Source organism: Paenibacillus sp. FSL M8-0212 (assembly GCF_038004645.1).
GTDB lineage: Bacteria > Bacillota > Bacilli > Paenibacillales > Paenibacillaceae > Paenibacillus.
Window position 1 is genome coordinate 3,793,440 of the sequence record NZ_JBBORP010000001.1, and the last position, 19,541, is coordinate 3,812,980.

A 19,541-nucleotide genomic window follows, 5' to 3' on the forward strand; every position below is an offset into this window, starting at 1 on the left:
GTGCTTGTGCTGTATTGGTTTTAGATGGTGTTCTATTTAGATCCTATTCGTACACTTGAATTTCGTTGTAGAACGTATCACGTTCTACCGGAATACGTCCTGCACCTTTAATGAGCCAGATGAGCTCTTTACGTGTAAGGCCTTCAGGTGTAAGTGCACCTGCCGCATGACTAATCCGTTCGCGAACGATCGTACCGTGTGCATCCGAAGCACCGAATCCAAGAGCGACTTGAGCGAGTTGTGGACCGATGTTAATGAAGTAGGCTTTGATATGATCGATGTTATCCAGCATCAGACGGCTGATCGCAATTGTTTTGAGATCCTCGTAAGCCGAGTTACGACGCATAATGCTCGCGTTTTTACTTTTTGGCTGCATGGAAAGCGGGATAAAGACCATGAATCCGTTGGTCTCGTCTTGCAATTCACGAATCTGCACCATATGGTTGACGCGGTCCTCATAGGATTCGATTGATCCATACAACATCGTAGTATGTGTACGCATGCCGAGATTATGAGCTGTGCGGTGCACCTCAAGATAACGATCCACGTTGGCTTTGTCTACACGCATTTTTTTGCGATACTCATCTGACAGAATCTCAGCGCCGCCACCAGTCAATGTTTTCAGACCTGCTTTTTGCAGTTCTTGCAGAACTTCCCTGATACTGAGTCCGCTAATCCGAGTGAAGAAATCAATCTCGGCTGCCGTGTAAGCTTTTAGCGTAACATCCGGATATTTCTCGTTTAAAGCACGCAGGGAATCGACATAATATTGAAAAGGAACATGGTTGTTATGTCCGCCTACGATATGGAACTCACGTACGCCCGGATGAATATGCTGTTCTACATAATCGATCATTTCCTGACCGGATAATGTATAGGAGCCTTCTTCACCCTGGTCTTTGCGGAAATTACAAAAAGCGCAGCGGGCTTCGCATACGTTCGTAAAATAAAGACTCATGTTTTCGATGAAATACACTTTCTTGCCATTTTTCCGTAAGTTGGCCTCATTGGCCAGCTGGCCCAAAGTCAGCAGATCATCTGTTTCATACAGATATACGCCGTCTTCTACGTTCAGCCTTACGCCGTTCTGAACTTTCTCAACGATTTCGGCCATTCTTTTGTCTGTGAACGGTGTTACCAATGTAGACATACTGTTTCCTCCTGTTCTTTACCGGAATTGAGTTGTGTGTAGGACCTGACTTACAGAACTACATAGCAAAGATGCGGTCAACTGCCGCCTTCTTATATGGACTAACTCTTATTTACCCGGTGCAGCGTGTGCTGCATATGAAAGCTAAATTTTTTCAAAAAAATGGAGTCTGTTGTGACTCATATATGCATTGGGGACTGCGTTGCAGTCTCGAAATGTGAAAAAAATTACAACTCCAATTATGACCATCGTCTGAATAAGTCATGACAAAATCCCTACATTTCAGTGCGACCACCTATTCATTATAAACCTCGTGTCCCGGGGGTTCAATACACTGGGAAGAAAAAGGAGTACAGGGGGAACGCGGAAAGAGGCAAACATGACTTGAGACCCTTGACGGGGTGGAGTATAATTTAAAGAAGAGTTAATGAAAGGTAGTTCAAAAAGTCCGCTTTTGATTACGAAGGATGCCTAGCGGCATCTCAGCGTCGAATATGGGATTCAGCCGAAATGTCCGTTGCTCACGTAGTTTTGCCTACGCTCCGCTACTCCATTTCTATCTTCATCCCATCTTCTTGGTACTGAAAAGCGCCCTTTTTGAACATGATTTTATATGAAAAAGGAGAGTGACCTGGCATGATTAACATCAGCGAAACGGCTGCTGACAGATTGAAAGAGATGCTTGCACAGCAAGAGACACCTGGTATGTTCCTGCGTCTTGGCGTAGCACCGGGCGGTTGCACCGGATTTTCGTACGCCATGGGCTTTGACGATAAAGAGTCCGATGAGGACCTGTATATGGATATTCAGAACATGAAGGTTGTAGTTGAGAAGGAAAACCTGAAATATCTGAATGGACTTGAAATTGATTTTGAAGAGTCCGGTATGTCGGGCGGGTTCACCATCCATAATCCAAACGCGGTAGCCACTTGTGGCTGTGGATCTTCTTTCCGTACGAAGGAAGATGCGGGTGTGCCTGATAAGGATTGTTAAGAAACTGAGTTGTACAGCGGTTTCCCAATTCTGTTTTGAAATAAGCAGTTTGCAATCCCTTTAATAGATAGCCTCTGAATTGTATCCGTTTTGCACGGGCATGATATCAGGGGCTTTTTTGCGTGTACTGAAAGTTACATGGTTGACAAACTTAGTTGTAACAACTATAGTTACAATATAAAGTTCAAACATAAACCATATCGATAATTTAAAGGAGAGATCATGATGAACATTGCAATCATTGGTGCAACAGGCAAAGCAGGAAGTGTAATTTTGAAAGAAGCAGCAGACAGAGGTCATAAAGTAACGGCGATCGTTCGTAATGCATCCAAATTGGAAGATAAAAGCCTGAACACGCTGGAGAAAGATGTACTCGATCTTACCGCTGAGGATCTTAAAGCGTTTGATGTGGTTGTAAATGCATTTGGTGCTCCAGCGGGTAAAGAAAACCTGCATGTGGAAGTAGGACAAGCGTTGATCAACATCCTGAAAGATGCACCAAACACTCGTCTGATCGTGGTGGGTGGAGCAGGAAGCCTGTTCACAGACGAGTCCAAAACATTGCGTGTCTTTGAATCCCCAGGATTCCCGGATGCTTACAAAGCAACTGCAACGAACCAAGGCCAAAACTTGCAGGATCTGCAAGCATCTTCAGGTATTCAATGGACATTCCTGAGCCCGGCTGGATTCTTTAATCCAGAAGGTGTACGCACTGGCAAATATCAAGCAGGCAACGACGTTATTCTCGTGAACAGTGAAGGCAACAGTTACATCAGCTATGCAGACTATGCGATTGCTTTGGTTGATGAGATCGAAAATCCACAACACAAAAACGAGCGCTTTACCGTTGTAGGCGAAGCGAAGTAATACTTATAAATGATAATATGGAACATACAAACGGACGCTGATCTCCACAGATCGGTGTCCGTTTTTTATGTTATCGAAGAGGGATGTTCTGCAATAACGTTAGACAGGTTAGATGATTATCGTCCAATTTCCAACTAGTCCCATGAATCTATGTTATATTATTCTAAATATGGAATTCGACTTACGATTATATGGAAGGCCAACTTCTTTTAATCGGATTTTCTGCGAGTTCAAAAGTATAAGGGAGTGAACAGTTGTGAAGATGTATTCTAATGGAGTTATACTATTGATCTTTGTGGTTTTTATGATGAATGAATCGAGTGGTTCAGGGTTATCCCAATATCCAAACGTTAAAAATACGTTGAATCAAATTCACATCACTTCTCTTTATCCGAAAAATAAGAATGGACAGACATATGGTTCTGCCGCATATGCGACTTCTCCAGAAACGGAACCTGATTTAATCTTGGCTACTGGTGTGGATGGTACAGATGGATATCTGCTGAAAAAAGACGTGGATGGCGAGCAACCAAAAACACCTGAAGAAGCTATTGCGATACAGAACAGCAGATCACCAGACGGATGGGATATTCCACTGTATGACAAGGATGGTGAAACCGTAATTGGTGTGTTTCATGTTGGAGGAAAGTGAAAGTAACCAGATTAGGATCAAATGTGACCCATAGACGATTCTTTTCTGAATGGCTTCCTACTACAGGATATGAACAGGTCGACGGGATGGAATTTGAAATTACTGGTGGTAAAGATGGACTGAATTTTGTTGAGCTATGGTTTGCTGTACGAAAAATATCTTAGTTTTATTTCTTTTAGATTATTCGTGAATTGTAACTTAATAAAGACAAATGGAGCAACCAACTGTGTCCGATGGGTTGCTTCGTTGTTCATTCTCCTAACGGCAAGGGAAAATGCAACATTTTTCCTATTGAAAAGGTCAATAAAGATGTACGAAATAACGTCATGAGAAGAAGGTGGGAAAACTGAAGCTTCGTATATTCACGTTAATATGTTTTATATCCACCGTATTCTTTATCTCAAATGCACAAGATGTTAACGCTTTGTCATGTGCCGAATCGGGAAGCCCCCAAGAACAGTTAGAAATATATGATGGAGCTGTTTATGGTGAAGTAAAGCAAATAAAGGTCGACTTAAAGCAAGAGGGGTTTACGGGGACCAAAGAGAAAATTAGATATATTTTAGTGGAGGCTGAAAGGAGTTGGAATACTGAAGTTGACTCTCAACTCATTATTGCAACTAACTACACTTGGGGGGTTGATTTTAAGGAAGGCAACAAATACTTAATATACTTTAGCGAAGTGGATGGCGAGTTAAGCAGTAGTCCGTGCAGTGTGACTATCGAAATGAATAATCTTAATCAAGCAACTGAACTATTCGGGGAAGGATATCCACCAAAACAACAAGTAAACTTAGAACACAAAATGTGGTTTATGTTTGAGCAAGATATTGATTTGTATATCATAGGTGTAGTTGCATTTGCGGTGATTTTTATCCTGTTTATGAGAGTAAGAAAGAAAAAGGGAAAAGTATAATCTCGCTGCACTAACGTGAAGCTTTTGCCCAAAGATAAGTTAGTTGAACGAGAGCATGGCTTCCAACATGACCTATGACCCCTTTACTTAAACAAGGCTCGAGGCGTATAATCCGTTGAGACATTAGAGTAAGTAAGAGGGGAAAAAGTTATGAATAATGGGTTAATCAACGCGATCATTGCGTATATCATGTGGGGGGTTCTCCCGCTGTATTGGAAGTTGTTTGAAAATGTACCGGCAGGCGAGATTTTATCGCATCGGGTAGTCTGGTCATTTGTCTTTATGGGGATTTTCGTTGCCGTCCAACGTCGTTGGGGTGACATGAAGCGTATTCTGACCAGTCGTTCGACCTTGCTGTCCCTTACCGCAAGTGGGCTGCTAATTGCTATTAATTGGCTTATCTTTATCTGGGCAGTTAACAACGGTCATGTCGTTGAGACCAGTCTGGGCTATTATTTGAACCCGTTGCTGAACGTGTTACTGGCGGTTGTTTTCCTTCATGAAAAGCCAAACCGTGGACAATGGCTTGCGATTGCTATCGCTGGTGTCGCGGTACTTATCATCGCTATAGACTACGGACGTTTCCCGTGGGTTGCGATCTCGCTGGCCGTGTCATTTGGCTTGTACGGTCTTGCAAAGAAGAAGATCAAGCAAGATGCTTCTGTGGGCTTATTTTCAGAGACAGCTGTAGTTCTTCCCGTCGCACTCGGCTACTGGATCTATCTGGCTGTTGTAGGAAAAGCAACGGCATGGACGCTGCCTGCGCCCATGTTCTTTGAACTGCTTCTATCTGGTGTGGTGACGGCGTTGCCGCTGCTGTTCTTTGCACGGGCGGCTGCTCGAATGTCGTTGTCCACACTGGGCTTCGTACAGTATATTGGGCCAACAATCATGCTGATCCTGAGTGTGTTCGTGTTCAAGGAGACCGTCTCGCCAGTTCTGCTCGTTGGTTTCGCACTCATCTGGACAGCGCTCATCGTATACGCTGTTGCATCGATGCGCGCTACGAGACTTGCTAAGGTAAGCTGAACAGAGGTATTTGAATCGTTAAAAATGCCCTGCCCGCCTATGAGGTGGACAGGGCATTTTGCGTTTATGAAGAAAAGAAAAGAAAAGATAGCTCAGCAAAACTAAAAAGGCAGCTGATCAACGTTATGGTAAAATACAGGAGTAGTAATCAAAAATAGTAACCAAAAAACGAGGAGGCAACAGATATATGATGGTTAATAACCGTTACCGCAAACGTGAACCATTCTTTGTAAAGAATGCTGTAGTTCAGATACTATTTCAGTTTGCAGTTTCAGCAATAATCGGTAGTATATATGGGTTCATGATGGTCAACGAGACGATAGGTGGATATATTAATAAACTATTACCGAGCACGGATGGTCCGGATCTTCATTTATATCTGCCCATTGTGATAACGGTGTTCATCTACTCGTATTTTATTCAGAAGAGACAACGGATTTTACTTGAAAAAATCTCATTTAGTTGTCTCCATATTTTTGTTGCCCTACTAGGCTGTGTTTCTTCAGTTATTGTGTTATTGGTGATCTAATCCAAATTCCTACGTATCCACACCTTCAGCCCCATCGACCGCATCAATGACACCGACAGCGAGTGTTGTTACCGCAGCAGCAGCTAAAAGATTCTTGGCACCAAGCTTGACTCTGTCCTTATCTTCCTCTTGCATGCCCACAACAACATCTTTACCGCTGTTATATACATATTTGGCTGATATCGCTACACCTTTTGCAGTATTGGTTACAGCACCTCCAATATCGGCAAGTCCTGCGTCTATGGCGGTATCATCTTTTCGAATTGCACCACTGGCAAGATCATACGTGCCACTAGCCAGTTGTCCAACGGTTTTGCCTGTATTAATCGTTGCTTTCTCTACGCCGTTTCCGATTTCTTTGATAAAGGGGCTTCCTGCAATCTCACCAACAACCCTCACGCTGCCGCCGAGTACTTTCCCGGTTACTTCCCCAGCTAACTGACCTAGCCCTTTTAAAAAACTCATCCTTATGCCTCCTCTCCAATAAAAAGTTGATCCTATGTGTTATCTCAATAAACTTATTATATTCATATGTAAGCCAAAAGAACATCAGTCTCCAGCCCGAGTGGTGTACCCCTCCTCGATTGATCGCGACACTCTTTAGAAGTGTCTCAAGGAGCAGCAACGTAGTGGAGGGGGCGGAATCGATTCTGAAGAAGCGGAGCGTTCGCCTGAAAGCTTTCTGCAAGAAAGCTACATCGGAAGCATAGGGTATCCCCGGATTTCCCCCTATAAGGGGAATTCATAAAATCTGGGGATAACAGCGATCATAAGAACGATCCGACACCGGAACGCCACCACGTTGCACCCTCAACGCACTTTATCACCAAAAGGCGCTACTCCCACCGGGAACAGCGCCTCAAGCCCTTCTTTTACCTTACTACTAATCATTTGCCTACACACGGTTTTAGAAGTGTCTCAAGGAGCAGCAACGCAGTGGAGGGGGCGGAATCGATTCTGAAGAAGCGAAGCGTTCGCCTGAAAGCTTTCTGCAAGAAAGCTACATCGGAAGCATAGGCTATCCCCGGATTTCTCCCTATAAGGGGAATTCATAAAATCTGGGGATAACAGCGATCATAAGAACGATCCGACCCCGGAACGCCCACCACGCTGCCCCCCAAAGCCCGCACTTCTACCCACCGTACCTAGTCAATAAATCCTTCCATGACAGCCGTTGGCATCATATTGGACTGCCATGCGCCTTTGCCGTAGCCGCCGTTGTATCCTGGTGTAGCCTGAGGCTCCCAGTAGAATACACCTTTACCTTTGCCATTTGGCAGATTGCGGATTTGGTTTTTCATCGCCGCAACAAAACTTTTTCCAGCTGCAGCCTGATTATTGTCCATGCCAATTTCGGAGATGATGATCTCTTTGCCATAACGGTTGATCATATCCTTAGCATTGTTTACCGTATTTGTCACAGCGGTGTTCCAGCCGGAAGCTGAAGGATAGAGGGACATGGCGATCATGTCAAAGTTAGCTCCGTTATTGATCAGACCACCAATATTCCATACATAGAGGGCGTTATCATCTCCACCTGCCAGATGCACAATGGTTTTGGTGCCGCTGCTCAGGGATTTCACTGCGTTATGGCCTGTATTCACCAGCCACGCATAATTTTTCATGTTAGTGGATGCTTTGCCATCTTCCCATAACATGCCGTTGCTTGTTTCATTACCGATCTGAACCCAGTCAGGGGTAACGCCTTTGCTTTGCATCGCCGTCATCACATCACGAGTGTGGTTCCATACCGCATCCATGAGCTGTTGGAACGTATAGTTTTTCCAGGCAGCAGGTTTGGTTTGTTGACCAGGGTCTGCCCAGGAATCGCTGTAGTGCAGGGTAAGCATTACACTCATGCCGGCATTCTTGGCACGTTGGGCGAGTGCAGCCGCACGATCCTTATTCATGTAACCGTTCCCATAATCATTCGAAGGATTAACAAAGACCCGAATGCGAACGGAGTTGATTTGATAGTCGTTTTTCAAAATATCAATGATGTCGCGCTGTACCCCGTTTTTATCTTTCCATTTGTAACCTTGGGCTTCCATTCCGGGAACCCAACTGATGTCAGCTCCTTTGGCGAAACTTGGTGCTGCGCTGGCATGCTGACCTGCGGGCAACATGATGGAGGTGAATAACAAAACAAAAGCCAACATGATGGATGTCTTGAAACCCCTTACATTTTTAAACATTACAAGATGCCTCCTCGGATTTAAGTTGAGTTGCATCCTAATTATAGCCATCCTGGTTTGCTCTACTAAAGGGTCCATTTCCAATATTTTGGGTGTTTTCTCAACCTCTCTACTGAAAAAGAGAAAACAAAAAGCCGTCCGAAGACGGCTTTTCTACCCGTGGCGCTTTTTGAAACATTGATCCGTATCCCGCGCCTCCACCAGACTCTTTTAATTTGAGCTAGTGGATCGGGTAAGGGACACGTTCAACATGACATTAGAAATGTTGACGCACCTCCTTTCCTTGTGGCAAGAGTATACAACACCTTGTTTCGGAAAGCTAGTCTTTTTTACGTATTTAAGCAAAATTATTTTTCAGTCTGGAACATCGTAATATCTCGTGCATAATGACTCTTTGTTCCGTCATTGTTTCGGATGCGCACGCTGTCTTCACTGATCCGCTCCACAACGCCGCAACCCACTTCACAGTAGACGCCAGCCGGGTCTTCCTGCCATGCGCTTACCATACATTGGGATAGTGCAGCCGTGAAAAATTCTATATTTTTTTGTAACGTTCTAGGTTTGTTGGATTTCATTATATACTCCTTTAATCAAATATATTTGGAATGAGAACAAGCAACCGGACCAAATCACACTGTACTTCACTTTACTCTGTCTATTGACCTTTGTAAAGGGATGGAAAAAGTTGCGCCCATGAGGTATCATTTACATAAATTTTACGTAGCGTTTACACTGCGCTGACGCTTGATGTTGATTACGAATAGTACAATTATATGAGAACTTCTAACCAAGAATAGATATGCAACACATTCGGAGGCCATACATGCATAGAGACGTCAAAACAGGCAACTACGTTAATCGTGATTTGAGTTGGGTTGAATTTAATCGGCGCGTACTTCAGGAGGCCCAGGATCCAACAACGCCTCTGCTGGAACGCATGAGATTTCTCGGCATTGTCGCTAGTAATCTGGACGAGTTCGTCAGTGTAAGGGTGGCGGAGACAAAAGAGAAGATCAAGGCCGGATTCACGCAAAAAGATTTTACAGGATACACGCCTTCGGGATTGTACCGCAGATTGATCAAACGAACCGGGACCATGGTCGCCGAACAGTATAAAACGTATCGTGAACTCATTCGTCTACTCGCCAAAAAAGGCGTGAACATTCAGGAATATACCGATCTTAATGTGACACAGCAGCGTGCAATGGACCAGTACTTTCATGAGATTATTTTTCCGGTACTCACACCAATGGCGATTGACCAGAGTCGTCCGTTTCCGCTGGTACACAACAAGTCTGTCTACCTATCCGTGATGCTTCAGAAGGAAGGGGAGCAAGAGGGCGAGCCATTTATGGCTATTGTTCAGGTACCTTCCAATCTGCCGCGGGTAGTTCAGGCTCCCATTCGGGCGAATAGCAAAAAGAAAACATTCATACTGATTGAAGATCTTATCAAACATCATATTCATACGCTCTTCAGTGGATATATCTCGCTTGCTGCACAGGAATTCCGAGTGACCCGCAATGCGGATCTGTTCATTAATGAAGAAGAAGCGGAAGATCTGCTTGAGGCTATTGAAAAAGAATTGCGACGCAGACGCCGCGGGGCTCCTGTACGACTGGAAGTCTGCAAGGATTTTCGTCCGGATGCCTTATTGGAATTGCAGGATGAATTTGATATTCAGGACCCGGTATACGAAATTGATGGACCACTCGATCTGAGTTTTCTGGCTGGATTCGTGGACAGTCTGGAAAGTTTTTCACATCTGAAATACAGTCCGGTGAAGCCAGTCTACCCACTTGAGTTTCTGCCAAGAGAAAGTCATTTTGAGCTGCTGCGCAAACGCGATGTACTGGTGCATCATCCATACGAATCGTTTGAACCAGTCACTGATTTTATATTGGAGGCTTCGGAAGATCCAAGAGTTCTGGCGATCAAGATGACTTTATATCGGGTCAATGGCGATTCACGCCTTATTCCGGCACTTGCTCTTGCCGCTGAGAGTGGTAAGCAGGTCACGGTGGTGGTGGAACTGAAAGCACGTTTTGATGAAGAGCGCAACATTGCTTGGGCCCGTAAGCTGGAGAAGGCCGGTTGTCACGTGGTTTATGGACTGGTTGGACTGAAGACCCATGCCAAAATCATTCTTGTCGTACGCAGGGAACAGCAGGGGCTGAGACGTTATGTTCATGTAGGAACCGGTAACTATAATGAGAGTACAGCCAAAGTGTATACGGACGTGGGTCTGTTCACCTCTAATCCGATTATTGGGGAAGATGCATCCGAATTGTTTAATGAGATTACCGGATACTCCGGTCCGAAGGCATTGCAGGCGTTCCGCGTAGCTCCGGATGGTATGAAGGATGAGTTGTTTGCACTGATTCGTAGAGAAACAGAGCATGCGCTGAAAGGTAAACCTTCCAGAATCATTGCCAAGATCAACTCCTTATCCCATCAGGAAATGATTGATGAATTGTACGAGGCTTCTCAAGCCGGCGTGCAGATCGATCTGATTGTGCGTGGTGTATGTTGTCTGCGTCCGGGGGTAGAGGGGCTCAGTGAGAATATTCGGGTCATTAGCATTGTGGATCGTTTTCTGGAGCATTCAAGGTTGTTTTATTTTGAAAATAGCGGAAACCCGGATGTATTCATCTCCAGTGCAGACTGGATGACACGTAACCTGAATCGAAGAATTGAACTGATGTGTCCCGTATTCGATCCAGAGCTGAAGAAAATGCTGGTCGATATCCTTAATCTGTCCCTTATGGATAATGTCAAAGCGAGACAACTTATGCCTGGTGGCAATTATGTATTTGTAGAAAATGAAAAGCCCCCGCTGAGAAGTCAGACGGAGGCCATGGGTATTATCCCTTGGAAGCCTGCTGAATGGAGTGCGTTAACGTAACTCCCCAGGCTTCCTTCAGATCCTTGACGGCCTCTTCCAGGCCATCAAGTTCCAGTAACGGCTCAGCTGTACAGGTGAATTGCACCTGCAGCGAGTCGTTTTCTTTTGTTGCTTCGATCGCAGCGATGCTCTCGGATCGATTAATGGCTTCGGCTACGCGCAGCAGAGAGCCAATACGATGAGCATGCCGCTCATCCGAGTTTTTCAGAATGTCCCGGTGCTTATTCAGCAGCTGGGGCGTTCTTTTTTTTGGATGATAATCAGCTGCGCTGGCACTTAGAATGGTCTCCCGATGAGAAAGTCCATAGATGCTTGAATTCATGATCCAATAGGCCGAGTGCTGTGTATAACGGAAATAGTTAATCTGTTTACCTGCCATATGCAGCATGGAGGACGCATACAGGATTCGGGCATCTGCTTGATCAGGAGGGGTACCTTGTAATGCCGTATACAGGGTAACCGTATCCTGATGAATCCGTTGCAGACGTTTCTCTGGAATAGGCGGACCAAAATGGATAAAGTTGCGGATACTGTCCTTCAGCGCGTCCGGAACGACCGGCTGACCTCCAGCCATGTAATCTCGCAATAACCCGTCTCGTAGACCCGCACCACTAACCACATAACGATCTCCCTGTATTAACTGGAAGACGGTTCGCAGGATCAGCACACCGGGGACAATGATGTCTGCGCGATCTTTGGCGAGCCCGGGTACCTTTTTGCGCTGTGCCGAGGTGAGATGAGGCAAGGAGCGAGCGATGTTATCCATCGCTTCCTCACTGATCTCATAATGATGGGTGACCGGCAAAGAATACTGGGTACGCTTCTGTTCCACTTTGGCAAGTGTACGCATTGTGCCGCCAAGTCCGATGAGTGGCAGGCCGGGATGCTCACGAATCCAATCCTGTCCACGGAGAGCCTCAATGATTTCGTTGCACAATGCATTTGCATTCGCCTCGGTCCACTGATCTTCACCCCCATAACGGGCATGTGAATTCACTGCACCAATGGGGAGGGAGATACTATGTAACCTCTTCCGATCCCGAAAGACTGTGATCTCTGTGCTGCCGCCTCCAATATCAACGACGTAACCGTCTGCCAATTCAATGGATTGAGTGACACCAAGGAACCCATAATAGGCCTCCCGATCTCCGGATACACATTCAATGGTAAGCCCTGTCTCTGTCTCCAGCCATTCGATAATCTCCAGGACATTGCTTGCATTACGAATGGCTGCCGTAGCTGCTGCACGAATCAGTTTGGTCTGATACGCTTCACAGGTCGCTTTGAATTGACGCAAGATGGTGATGGCTTTATCCAGAGAATGTCGGAGGATGGTTCCATCCGGCTCAACAACGCTGCTCAGACGAGCGGCGTATTTGTCTTCATGAATGATGCGATAGGCTGCGTCCTGATCCAGTTCATATATAACCAGACGAATCGAGTTCGAGCCGATATCAATAATTCCTAAGGTTTCATTAGTATGTGTCATAAGCATCTCCTTCTACAGAGGTTCAACTACCCGAAGTGAAGAAGGGCAGCCATGGCTTCCGGTGAACCCGGCGGTGTGGCAGAGAAGGGCGTAGTTAACATAACAACAATGATAAAGACGATGAAACAGGCAAATATAAGACAACTCACGGCAAAGCCGCGATTGCGCTTTTGAATAAACAGTCGAATACCTGTGACAAAGAGAAGTACCGTAACGGCTACCAGAACGATCGACATTGCAAAATAGGCTACGCCATAAAGTGATTTGAAAAATGATTCCATTTGTTCTGAACGCTCCTTAGATCCTCATATTTAAGCCCTTCCAAGCCATTCCTTAGTAGCATACGACAGATTGACTTGTTTGAAAAGCAAACCGGGCGCTTGTTCCCGTTTCCGCCATCACCCCTGGGACAGGTTTCATGGAAAAGGGGCCCCTGCCGCGGACAAACATCCAAGAAAGCAAGGCTTCTGTTGAGTATGTATAAGGAAGGACTATTGTTTCAAGGAAGGAGATCAACCCATGTCGAGACAACTTGCAAGCAAATGGCGGAAGACAGCGGCACTGATGAAATACCCGGTAGCGGCTGTCCATATCCCACAGACCAAGGCATTCAACTCGGGTAATCTGCTGCACATGCTCAGTCGTTATGGAATGGTGTATGTCAAACCTATCGTAGGAGGCGGAGGTTACGGTGTCATCCGGGTATCGGCGAGCGGTGGGGCTTATCGATACACCCATATGAAAACGACCCGTTCTTTCGCCAGTTTCAGCCAGATGTATCGCTCTCTGGTGCGTGTGAAGGCTAGACGCAGGTACTTGATCCAGCAAGGCATTCATCTGGCAACGATTGAAGGGAGACCTGTTGATTACAGAGTCAAAGTTGTCAAAACCGAACGAGGCTGGGTATTTCGTTCTTTGGTAGGACGACTAGCTCGTCCAGGACTCTGTGTGACGAATCTGAGCAAGGGTGGCACCATGTTATCTGGAAGGAGAGCCCTTGGTTTATCCCTGCCTCATATATCTGGTCGGCACAAACGCCGGGAGATGCGTTCACTTACACTGACATGCACGTACATTATGGAACGTCAGTTCCCTGGTGTAGGCCAGCTTGGCTTTGATTATGGACTGGATTATTCAGGCAAGATCTGGATTTTGGAAGTGAATACCAGACCCCAATAGAAAATGAATGGGAAAGCTCAAGAAAATCCAAGAAAAACCGATAATATATAGAAGAAAACGGTATGAAAACCGTTTGAAATTTTACATTACTGGGTAATTTACTCGCAACAAGTCTTGAAACTATGAATTTATTCCAAAAAAAATACGCTGATAAACGTTCTGACAGTAGTACAAACTTCCTGTGCATAAATATTGTCCACACTATACACGTTGATTACTCTATATTTTTTCCATTTATCAACAAACTATGCACAGGATTTCCACATGTTGTTGTGGATAACAAGAACGCTTGTTCTCTATATGAATCTCTGATATGATAGTTTTGAGGAAAAAAAAGGAAAGGTTGTGGCGGGAAATGGCTATGTTATCCGATGAGATGTTGTTGGATTCCTACCATAAAGCGATTGAGTTGAATCTCGAACGAGATTTCATCGCACTGCTGTTGGCAGAAATCCATAAGCGCAAACTGGGTACCGACGTATCTGCCATTCTTCACTAGAGATCCTCATTGCAGGCAATGTTACAGGTTTCCGGACAAGTCCCATAGTGAGACAGGCCATGGCGTGCTCGTCTGACAATGGTGACAGTACATCACATGATTGCAAACGTTTTCGACTTCGTCTGCCGTGTCAGAGGAAGGTTGGAATACGTAGGGGCTGTATGGTCCGGTGTAATCATCCAATTTGCTGCATTCTAACAGTCCCTGAAGGCAGTGGGGGCAAGCCTGCTCCGGTACAACCAGACCGTTACACAGCGGGCATATATAAGACAAGGGTATCCCTCCTGATATGGATTCACTCAGGAGTAAGATACCCTTTTTTGTATCAATATATGTTATTTCCGCAAAACTAGCGTTTCATGTTACTACTGTGTCCTGGGGACAACTTGGCATCTGGATCGAAGTATACCTTCGCATTGTTAACGGCTGTTGGAGCTTCGCCGAATCCGACAGCGATCAGCTTCAGTTTACCTGGGTAGGTTGTGATATCTCCGGCAGCGAAGATTCCTGGAATAGATGTTTCCATGCGGGAATCAACAACGATGGAGTTGCTGTCAATTTCGATACCCCACTCGGCAATCGGTCCGAGAGAAGAGACAAATCCGAAGTTAACGATCACGTCATCTACTTCGATTTCCTGAGTTTCTTTGGTTTTCACATGGGAAAGGGTTACCTTGGTAATGGTATCATCCCCATGAAGTTCCGTGATTTCGGTCGGTGTAACAACGTTCACCTTGGAATTCATCAGGTTTTCAACACTGTGCTCATGTGCACGGAACTTGTCCCGGCGATGGATCAGCGTCACTTGCTCAGCGATAGGCTCCAGCATGAGTGCCCAGTCTACCGCGGAGTCACCGCCGCCACTGATCAGTACTTTTTTGCCAGCGAAGGCATTCAGATCACTGATGAAGTAGTGCAGGTTGCTCTTCTCGAACTTGGCAGCACCTTCAAGCTCCAGGCGACGTGGTTCGAATGCACCTACACCAGCTGTAATAATGACGGCTTTGGCATGATATTCATTCTCATCCGTCTTCACGACGAAATGTTGTTCATCCTTTTTCTCCACCGATACAACCTTTTCTTCAAGGCGGATGTTCGGGTTAAAATGACTCATTTGCTCAACCAGGTTATTCACCAGTTCCTGAGCCGTTACTTTCGGGAATCCGGCTACATCATAGATGTATTTCTCCGGGTAAAGAGCGGCAAGCTGTCCGCCAAGCTGTGGCATACTTTCAACCAGTGTAACGGATGCCTGACGCATCCCACCGTAAAACGCGGCGAACAGACCCGCAGGGCCTCCACCGATAATAAGTAAATCAGTCATATCATGACTGGAATTTTGTGCAGTCAAGAATCAACAACACCTTTCATATTTTAATAGGTAGTTAACAGAAAGAATGTGCAGGCTACGGATCGTAACCGGCATTGGTGCTGAACTGTCTTTCCTATTATAAACGGTGTATTCAGGGTTGCAAAGTTAGCGGCGTCACGAAACTGAGAATAATTGATGAAGATCAGATGAGAATAGGATGAAATTGGAAATGAAAGGTTATGAAAAATAACAAAAAAAACCTTGATCTTTACTAGAAATACAGATATCCTTGACCTGTACTATGTGTTTTTTTGTCTAATTTAGAGTCAATATGTAATATGAAGACAGATCCCGTGTTTTGTAGAATCTTGTGGTTAATTTCACAACATGAAACGATAACTTGCGTGCAAACGTATCAATTTCATAAACCCTTTAGTTGCTTCAATCAAGTCTAGATATCGATCAAAACAGTTCGATATGTCGATATCTAGTTTCATAAAATCCATTTTTAGTGAGTCATGAAATTGATGCAAACGTTTAAATAAATTCGCGAAGTTAACATTTGTCGTCATAATGGGCAAGACCTCATCAATATTTGTAAGTATGTGCATTTTGCATCTCACCCAAGATCGGGCTGATGCAAGTGAAACCGGAAGGGGTATAGACATGAGCAGTATTCCCAAAATCGTCATCCTCGGCGCGGGCTATGGCGGGATTCTGACAGCCCAGCGGCTGCAGAAGGAATTGAACTATAACGAGGCCGACGTCACACTGGTGAATCGGCATGATTATCATTATATTACTACACATCTACATATGCCGGCAGCCGGCACGGATACCATTGAGCATGCAAGAGTGCCCATTTCCAAGCTGATTGATGAGTTCAAGATTGATCTGGTCAAGTCTTCCGTGAAGGAGATTCGTCTGCAGGATCGGAAGATTATTCTGGAGGACGGCACGTTATCCTATGATTATCTGATTATTGGACTAGGCGGTGAGCCTGAGACCTTCGGTATTCCGGGTATGCTTGATCACGCCATGACAATCCGCAGCATTAACTCGGTCAGACTGATTCGAGAACACATCGAATATCAATTTGCGATGTACAAAAACGATAACAAACGAAATCGTATTCGGTTTGTCGTAGGTGGAGCGGGTTTCAGCGGTGTTGAATTCGTAGCTGAACTTGCAGATCGTATTCCCCAGCTGTGCAAAGAGTTCGACGTAAACCCGAAACATGTGCACATCTATAATGTAGAGGCAGCGCCTTCGGCCTTGCCTGGATTTGACCCGGAATTGGTAGAACATGCGATGAATGTGCTGAAGAAGAAGGGCGTGACCTTCAAGATTGGTGTTCCGATCAAGCAATGTCTCCCGGATGGAGTTATTGTGGGAGAGGGAGAAAAGCTCGATGCTGCCACAGTTGTGTGGACCGGTGGTATTCGTGGTAACTCACTGTTGGAACAAGCAGGTCTTGAAGTGATGCGAGGACGTGTGAAAGTAGATGACTACTTGCGTGCTCCGGGGCATGAGCATGTCTATGTCATTGGTGATAATTCACTTGTGTTCAATGCTGAAGGACGGCCTTATCCACCAACAGCTCAGATTGCGATGCAACAGGGTGTGAACTGCGCCAAGAACGTCGTGGCATCCATTCGCAAGAAACAGCCACAACCTTTTGTATTTACGAGCAAAGGCACGGTTGCATCACTGGGTAAAGGTGAAGCTATTGCCGTTGTAGGCGGCAAGAAATACAAAGGCTGGAAAGCGGCTCAGCTGAAGAAGCTGGTTGATCTGCGTTATCTGTTCATCATTGGTGGTATTCCGTTAGTCCTGAAGAAAGGGCGGTTTTTTGGATGAGACATTGCAGTGTTCAGGTCCGGGGACTATTAACACGTGAAGAGCTGGATCGATACAACGCCCTGATGCAGGTCGGGAGTTATCTGGAGGAACAGGATCAATATGATCTGGCCTACATTGTGCAGAAAGAAGTGGATATTCTCATTATGCCTGCGATTGAGCGGCTTAAAGAGAAGGGTCGTGACCGTGACCGGGCCACAGCTGAGTTCCTCGAATCGCTGAAAGCGGTAGATGAGGAGCAAGATTAGAGACGATATAAGTTGAACTAAAGATGTTTACACATACACTTCAATGACAGAATAACCTTCCAATCGCTGTTATCCCCAGATGTTAAATAGTTCAAACAATATAGATCTAAATCAAGCTTGAGGTAGTAGAATATTGATAGATAATAAAGCACCGCAGACAGTATCCTTTACAGGAGATGTCGCGGTGCTTTATTGTGCTTGGTGTTATTTTTACAGCTTAAGCATGTCTTCCAGTGTTCCTTCGTTCAACAGACTTCCCACGTAGAACGAACCGAATTCGCCATACCGTGCGCTAACTTCATCGAAACGCATCTCATAGACAAGTTTTTTGAACTGAAGTGCATCATCCGCAAACAGTGTAACGCCCCATTCCCAATCGTCGAAACCGACAGAGCCCGTAATGATCTGTTTTACTTTACCCGCATAGCTACGACCAATCATGCCGTGACTGCGCATCATGGTACGACGCTCGTCCATGGACAGCATGTACCAGTTGTCGTTCAGCTCACGTTTTTTGTTCATCGGATAGAAACAGATGTATTGTCGTTGTGGCAGAACAGGTTTCAGACGGGCGATAATCTCTGGATTCTGCATCGGGTCTTCGCCTTCTTTGCCAAGATAGTTGCTCAGTTCCACTACACTGACGTAGGAATACGACTTCGTTGTGTATTGAGCAAACATCGTTTTGTTAAACGCGTTCTCAACAGCCTTCAGATCTTCCAGCGTTTCACGCAGGTGCATCATGACGAGGTCTGCTTTTTGACCTACAACCGTATATACAACGGTACTTCCTTTGGATGAATCCTCGACTTCTTTCCATTCTTTCCAGAATTCCTGAAGCTCGTCCAGTGCTACAGCGCGTTCTTCATCATCTGCTGCTTTCCAGGCGGCCCAGTTAATCGAGCGAAAATCATGCAGGGCATACCAGCCCTCCAGTGTTGATGCGGCTTCGTTCATTGGTTTTGTTCCTCCTGCAAGGTATATTTCCAAATCCCTATAAGAGGTTGTTCAAAAAGTCCGCTTTTGATTACGAATGATGCCTAGTGGCATCATCAGCATCGAATATGGCATTCAGCCGAAATGTCCGTTGCTCACGTAGTTTTCCCTACGCTCCGCTACTCCATTTCTAGCTTCATTCCATCTTCTCGGTACTGAAAACCAGTCTTTTTGAACACGTACTATAAGGGACGGGTGAGTGCTTTATCGTTTACATTGTATCCCAACATGAAGCAGAAGGGCAAATGAACAGAGTATAAATATAGGGAAATTTGTCCAGAAAGTTCGTTGCTTCGCCACATTTTTTGCGGTACACTAACTACTATCCAGAAGTGAAACCTGAATGTGTGAAAGAAGAGGTGAATGTCGCCCGATGCAATTTATACCTGTGTTGGTATTGATGGTATTATTTTTCGTTATGATGTTTGGTATCGGTTTCATTCTGAACATGCTGATGAAGACCACCTGGTTTCCTTCCTATCTGTTCATCATTGTGATTTTGCCTGTCGTCGTGTACTCTCTATGGGATCATTCGTCATCTCTGATGTCACATCTGGGTTCTTTCCAGCTTGTAGACTATATGACGGGCATCGCTGGACTGGCTGGTGCGATAATCAGTGGCTGGACGATCCAGAAGTTGCGTTTGGGTGGGTACAGAATGTTTTAGATTGTTGGAAGTAGTTACACATGCCACTGTAATCGCGTGAAAGTCTTGTCTTTGT

The 19,541-nt window shown here is 45.3% G+C and carries 20 protein-coding genes; 11 read left to right on the forward strand and 9 right to left on the reverse strand.

From position 1 onward, the window contains the following. Positions 1-43 precede the first annotated feature (43 nt). The gene (gene mqnE, locus MKX68_RS16795; protein ID WP_315937868.1) at positions 44-1,150 is read right to left on the reverse strand and encodes an aminofutalosine synthase MqnE; all 1,107 of its coding nucleotides are present in this window, start codon (positions 1,148-1,150) and stop codon (positions 44-46) included. Positions 1,151-1,786: 636 nt separating this feature from the next. Here mqnE and MKX68_RS16800 point away from each other — a divergent pair. The 5 genes from MKX68_RS16800 (at position 1,787) to rarD (ending at position 5,607) form a co-directional block, all read left to right on the forward strand. Further along, positions 1,787-2,143, forward strand: a complete 357-nt coding sequence (locus tag MKX68_RS16800) for a HesB/IscA family protein (protein WP_253440679.1) — start codon at positions 1,787-1,789, stop codon at positions 2,141-2,143. A 225-nt stretch (positions 2,144-2,368) separates the two neighbouring features. Next, positions 2,369-3,010 (forward strand): NAD(P)-dependent oxidoreductase, encoded by a 642-nt coding sequence (locus MKX68_RS16805; protein ID WP_340913089.1) that lies wholly within the window; start codon positions 2,369-2,371, stop codon positions 3,008-3,010. 256 nt (positions 3,011-3,266) lie between these two features. Continuing rightward, positions 3,267-3,662 (forward strand): hypothetical protein, encoded by a 396-nt coding sequence (locus MKX68_RS16810; protein ID WP_340913091.1) that lies wholly within the window; start codon positions 3,267-3,269, stop codon positions 3,660-3,662. Between the two features lie 337 nt (positions 3,663-3,999). Further along, positions 4,000-4,578: a hypothetical protein gene (locus MKX68_RS16815; protein ID WP_340913095.1), complete on the forward strand. Its 579-nt coding sequence runs from the start codon at positions 4,000-4,002 to the stop codon at positions 4,576-4,578. A 150-nt stretch (positions 4,579-4,728) separates the two neighbouring features. Next, complete coding sequence (gene rarD, locus MKX68_RS16820; RefSeq protein ID WP_340913098.1) at positions 4,729-5,607, forward strand: EamA family transporter RarD; 879 nt, start codon at positions 4,729-4,731, stop codon at positions 5,605-5,607. A 538-nt stretch (positions 5,608-6,145) separates the two neighbouring features. On the opposite strand, the gene MKX68_RS16825 is transcribed toward rarD, so the two are convergent. From MKX68_RS16825 to MKX68_RS16835, 3 genes are all read right to left on the reverse strand, one after another. Continuing rightward, positions 6,146-6,601 carry a hypothetical protein gene (locus MKX68_RS16825; protein ID WP_310339808.1) on the reverse strand — a complete coding sequence of 152 codons (456 nt, stop codon included), beginning with the start codon at positions 6,599-6,601 and terminating at the stop codon, positions 6,146-6,148. Between the two features lie 680 nt (positions 6,602-7,281). Then, complete coding sequence (locus MKX68_RS16830; protein WP_445671078.1) at positions 7,282-8,331, reverse strand: glycoside hydrolase family 53 protein; 1,050 nt, start codon at positions 8,329-8,331, stop codon at positions 7,282-7,284. A gap of 347 nt (positions 8,332-8,678) precedes the next feature. Continuing rightward, positions 8,679-8,906 (reverse strand): hypothetical protein, encoded by a 228-nt coding sequence (locus MKX68_RS16835; protein ID WP_338588477.1) that lies wholly within the window; start codon positions 8,904-8,906, stop codon positions 8,679-8,681. A gap of 248 nt (positions 8,907-9,154) precedes the next feature. Between MKX68_RS16835 and ppk1 the strand changes: the two genes are divergently transcribed. Then, the gene (gene ppk1 / locus MKX68_RS16840; protein WP_036605760.1) at positions 9,155-11,236 is read left to right on the forward strand and encodes a polyphosphate kinase 1; all 2,082 of its coding nucleotides are present in this window, start codon (positions 9,155-9,157) and stop codon (positions 11,234-11,236) included. Here ppk1 and MKX68_RS16845 read toward each other — a convergent pair. Together MKX68_RS16845 and MKX68_RS16850 are read right to left on the reverse strand one after the other, a co-directional pair. After that, complete coding sequence (locus tag MKX68_RS16845) at positions 11,196-12,725, reverse strand: Ppx/GppA phosphatase family protein (protein ID WP_340913102.1); 1,530 nt, start codon at positions 12,723-12,725, stop codon at positions 11,196-11,198. The two genes, ppk1 and MKX68_RS16845, sit on opposite strands and share 41 nt — an antisense overlap. Positions 12,726-12,751: 26 nt before the next feature. After that, the gene (locus tag MKX68_RS16850; protein ID WP_340913104.1) at positions 12,752-13,006 is read right to left on the reverse strand and encodes a hypothetical protein; all 255 of its coding nucleotides are present in this window, start codon (positions 13,004-13,006) and stop codon (positions 12,752-12,754) included. Positions 13,007-13,244: 238 nt separating this feature from the next. Between MKX68_RS16850 and MKX68_RS16855 the strand changes: the two genes are divergently transcribed. Beyond that, positions 13,245-13,904 (forward strand): YheC/YheD family protein, encoded by a 660-nt coding sequence (locus MKX68_RS16855; protein WP_340913107.1) that lies wholly within the window; start codon positions 13,245-13,247, stop codon positions 13,902-13,904. Between the two features lie 355 nt (positions 13,905-14,259). Then, complete coding sequence (locus MKX68_RS16860) at positions 14,260-14,403, forward strand: sporulation histidine kinase inhibitor Sda (RefSeq protein ID WP_017692430.1); 144 nt, start codon at positions 14,260-14,262, stop codon at positions 14,401-14,403. A gap of 21 nt (positions 14,404-14,424) precedes the next feature. On the opposite strand, the gene MKX68_RS16865 is transcribed toward MKX68_RS16860, so the two are convergent. Then, positions 14,425-14,676 carry a hypothetical protein gene (locus MKX68_RS16865; RefSeq protein ID WP_340913109.1) on the reverse strand — a complete coding sequence of 84 codons (252 nt, stop codon included), beginning with the start codon at positions 14,674-14,676 and terminating at the stop codon, positions 14,425-14,427. A gap of 76 nt (positions 14,677-14,752) precedes the next feature. Further along, a complete protein-coding gene (locus tag MKX68_RS16870) occupies positions 14,753-15,727 on the reverse strand; it encodes an NAD(P)/FAD-dependent oxidoreductase (RefSeq protein ID WP_210437008.1) in 975 nt (324 codons plus the stop codon). 654 nt (positions 15,728-16,381) lie between these two features. Between MKX68_RS16870 and MKX68_RS16875 the strand changes: the two genes are divergently transcribed. Both MKX68_RS16875 and MKX68_RS16880 read left to right on the forward strand, forming a co-directional pair. After that, complete coding sequence (locus MKX68_RS16875; protein ID WP_036605766.1) at positions 16,382-17,575, forward strand: NAD(P)/FAD-dependent oxidoreductase; 1,194 nt, start codon at positions 16,382-16,384, stop codon at positions 17,573-17,575. Continuing rightward, positions 17,572-17,823, forward strand: coding sequence for a hypothetical protein (locus MKX68_RS16880; RefSeq protein WP_340913111.1), 252 nt, complete (start codon positions 17,572-17,574; stop codon positions 17,821-17,823). The genes MKX68_RS16875 and MKX68_RS16880 overlap by 4 nt, the downstream gene beginning before the upstream one ends. A 210-nt stretch (positions 17,824-18,033) precedes the next feature. On the opposite strand, the gene hemQ is transcribed toward MKX68_RS16880, so the two are convergent. Further along, on the reverse strand, positions 18,034-18,780 hold the full coding sequence (hemQ, locus tag MKX68_RS16885; RefSeq protein ID WP_062837936.1) for a hydrogen peroxide-dependent heme synthase: 747 nt from the start codon (positions 18,778-18,780) through the stop codon (positions 18,034-18,036). A gap of 412 nt (positions 18,781-19,192) precedes the next feature. Here hemQ and MKX68_RS16890 point away from each other — a divergent pair, with 412 nt between their 5' ends. Further along, entirely contained in the window at positions 19,193-19,486 is a 294-nt protein-coding gene (locus MKX68_RS16890; RefSeq protein WP_091037866.1) for a YuiB family protein, read from the forward strand. The last annotated feature ends 55 nt before the right edge of the window (positions 19,487-19,541 follow it).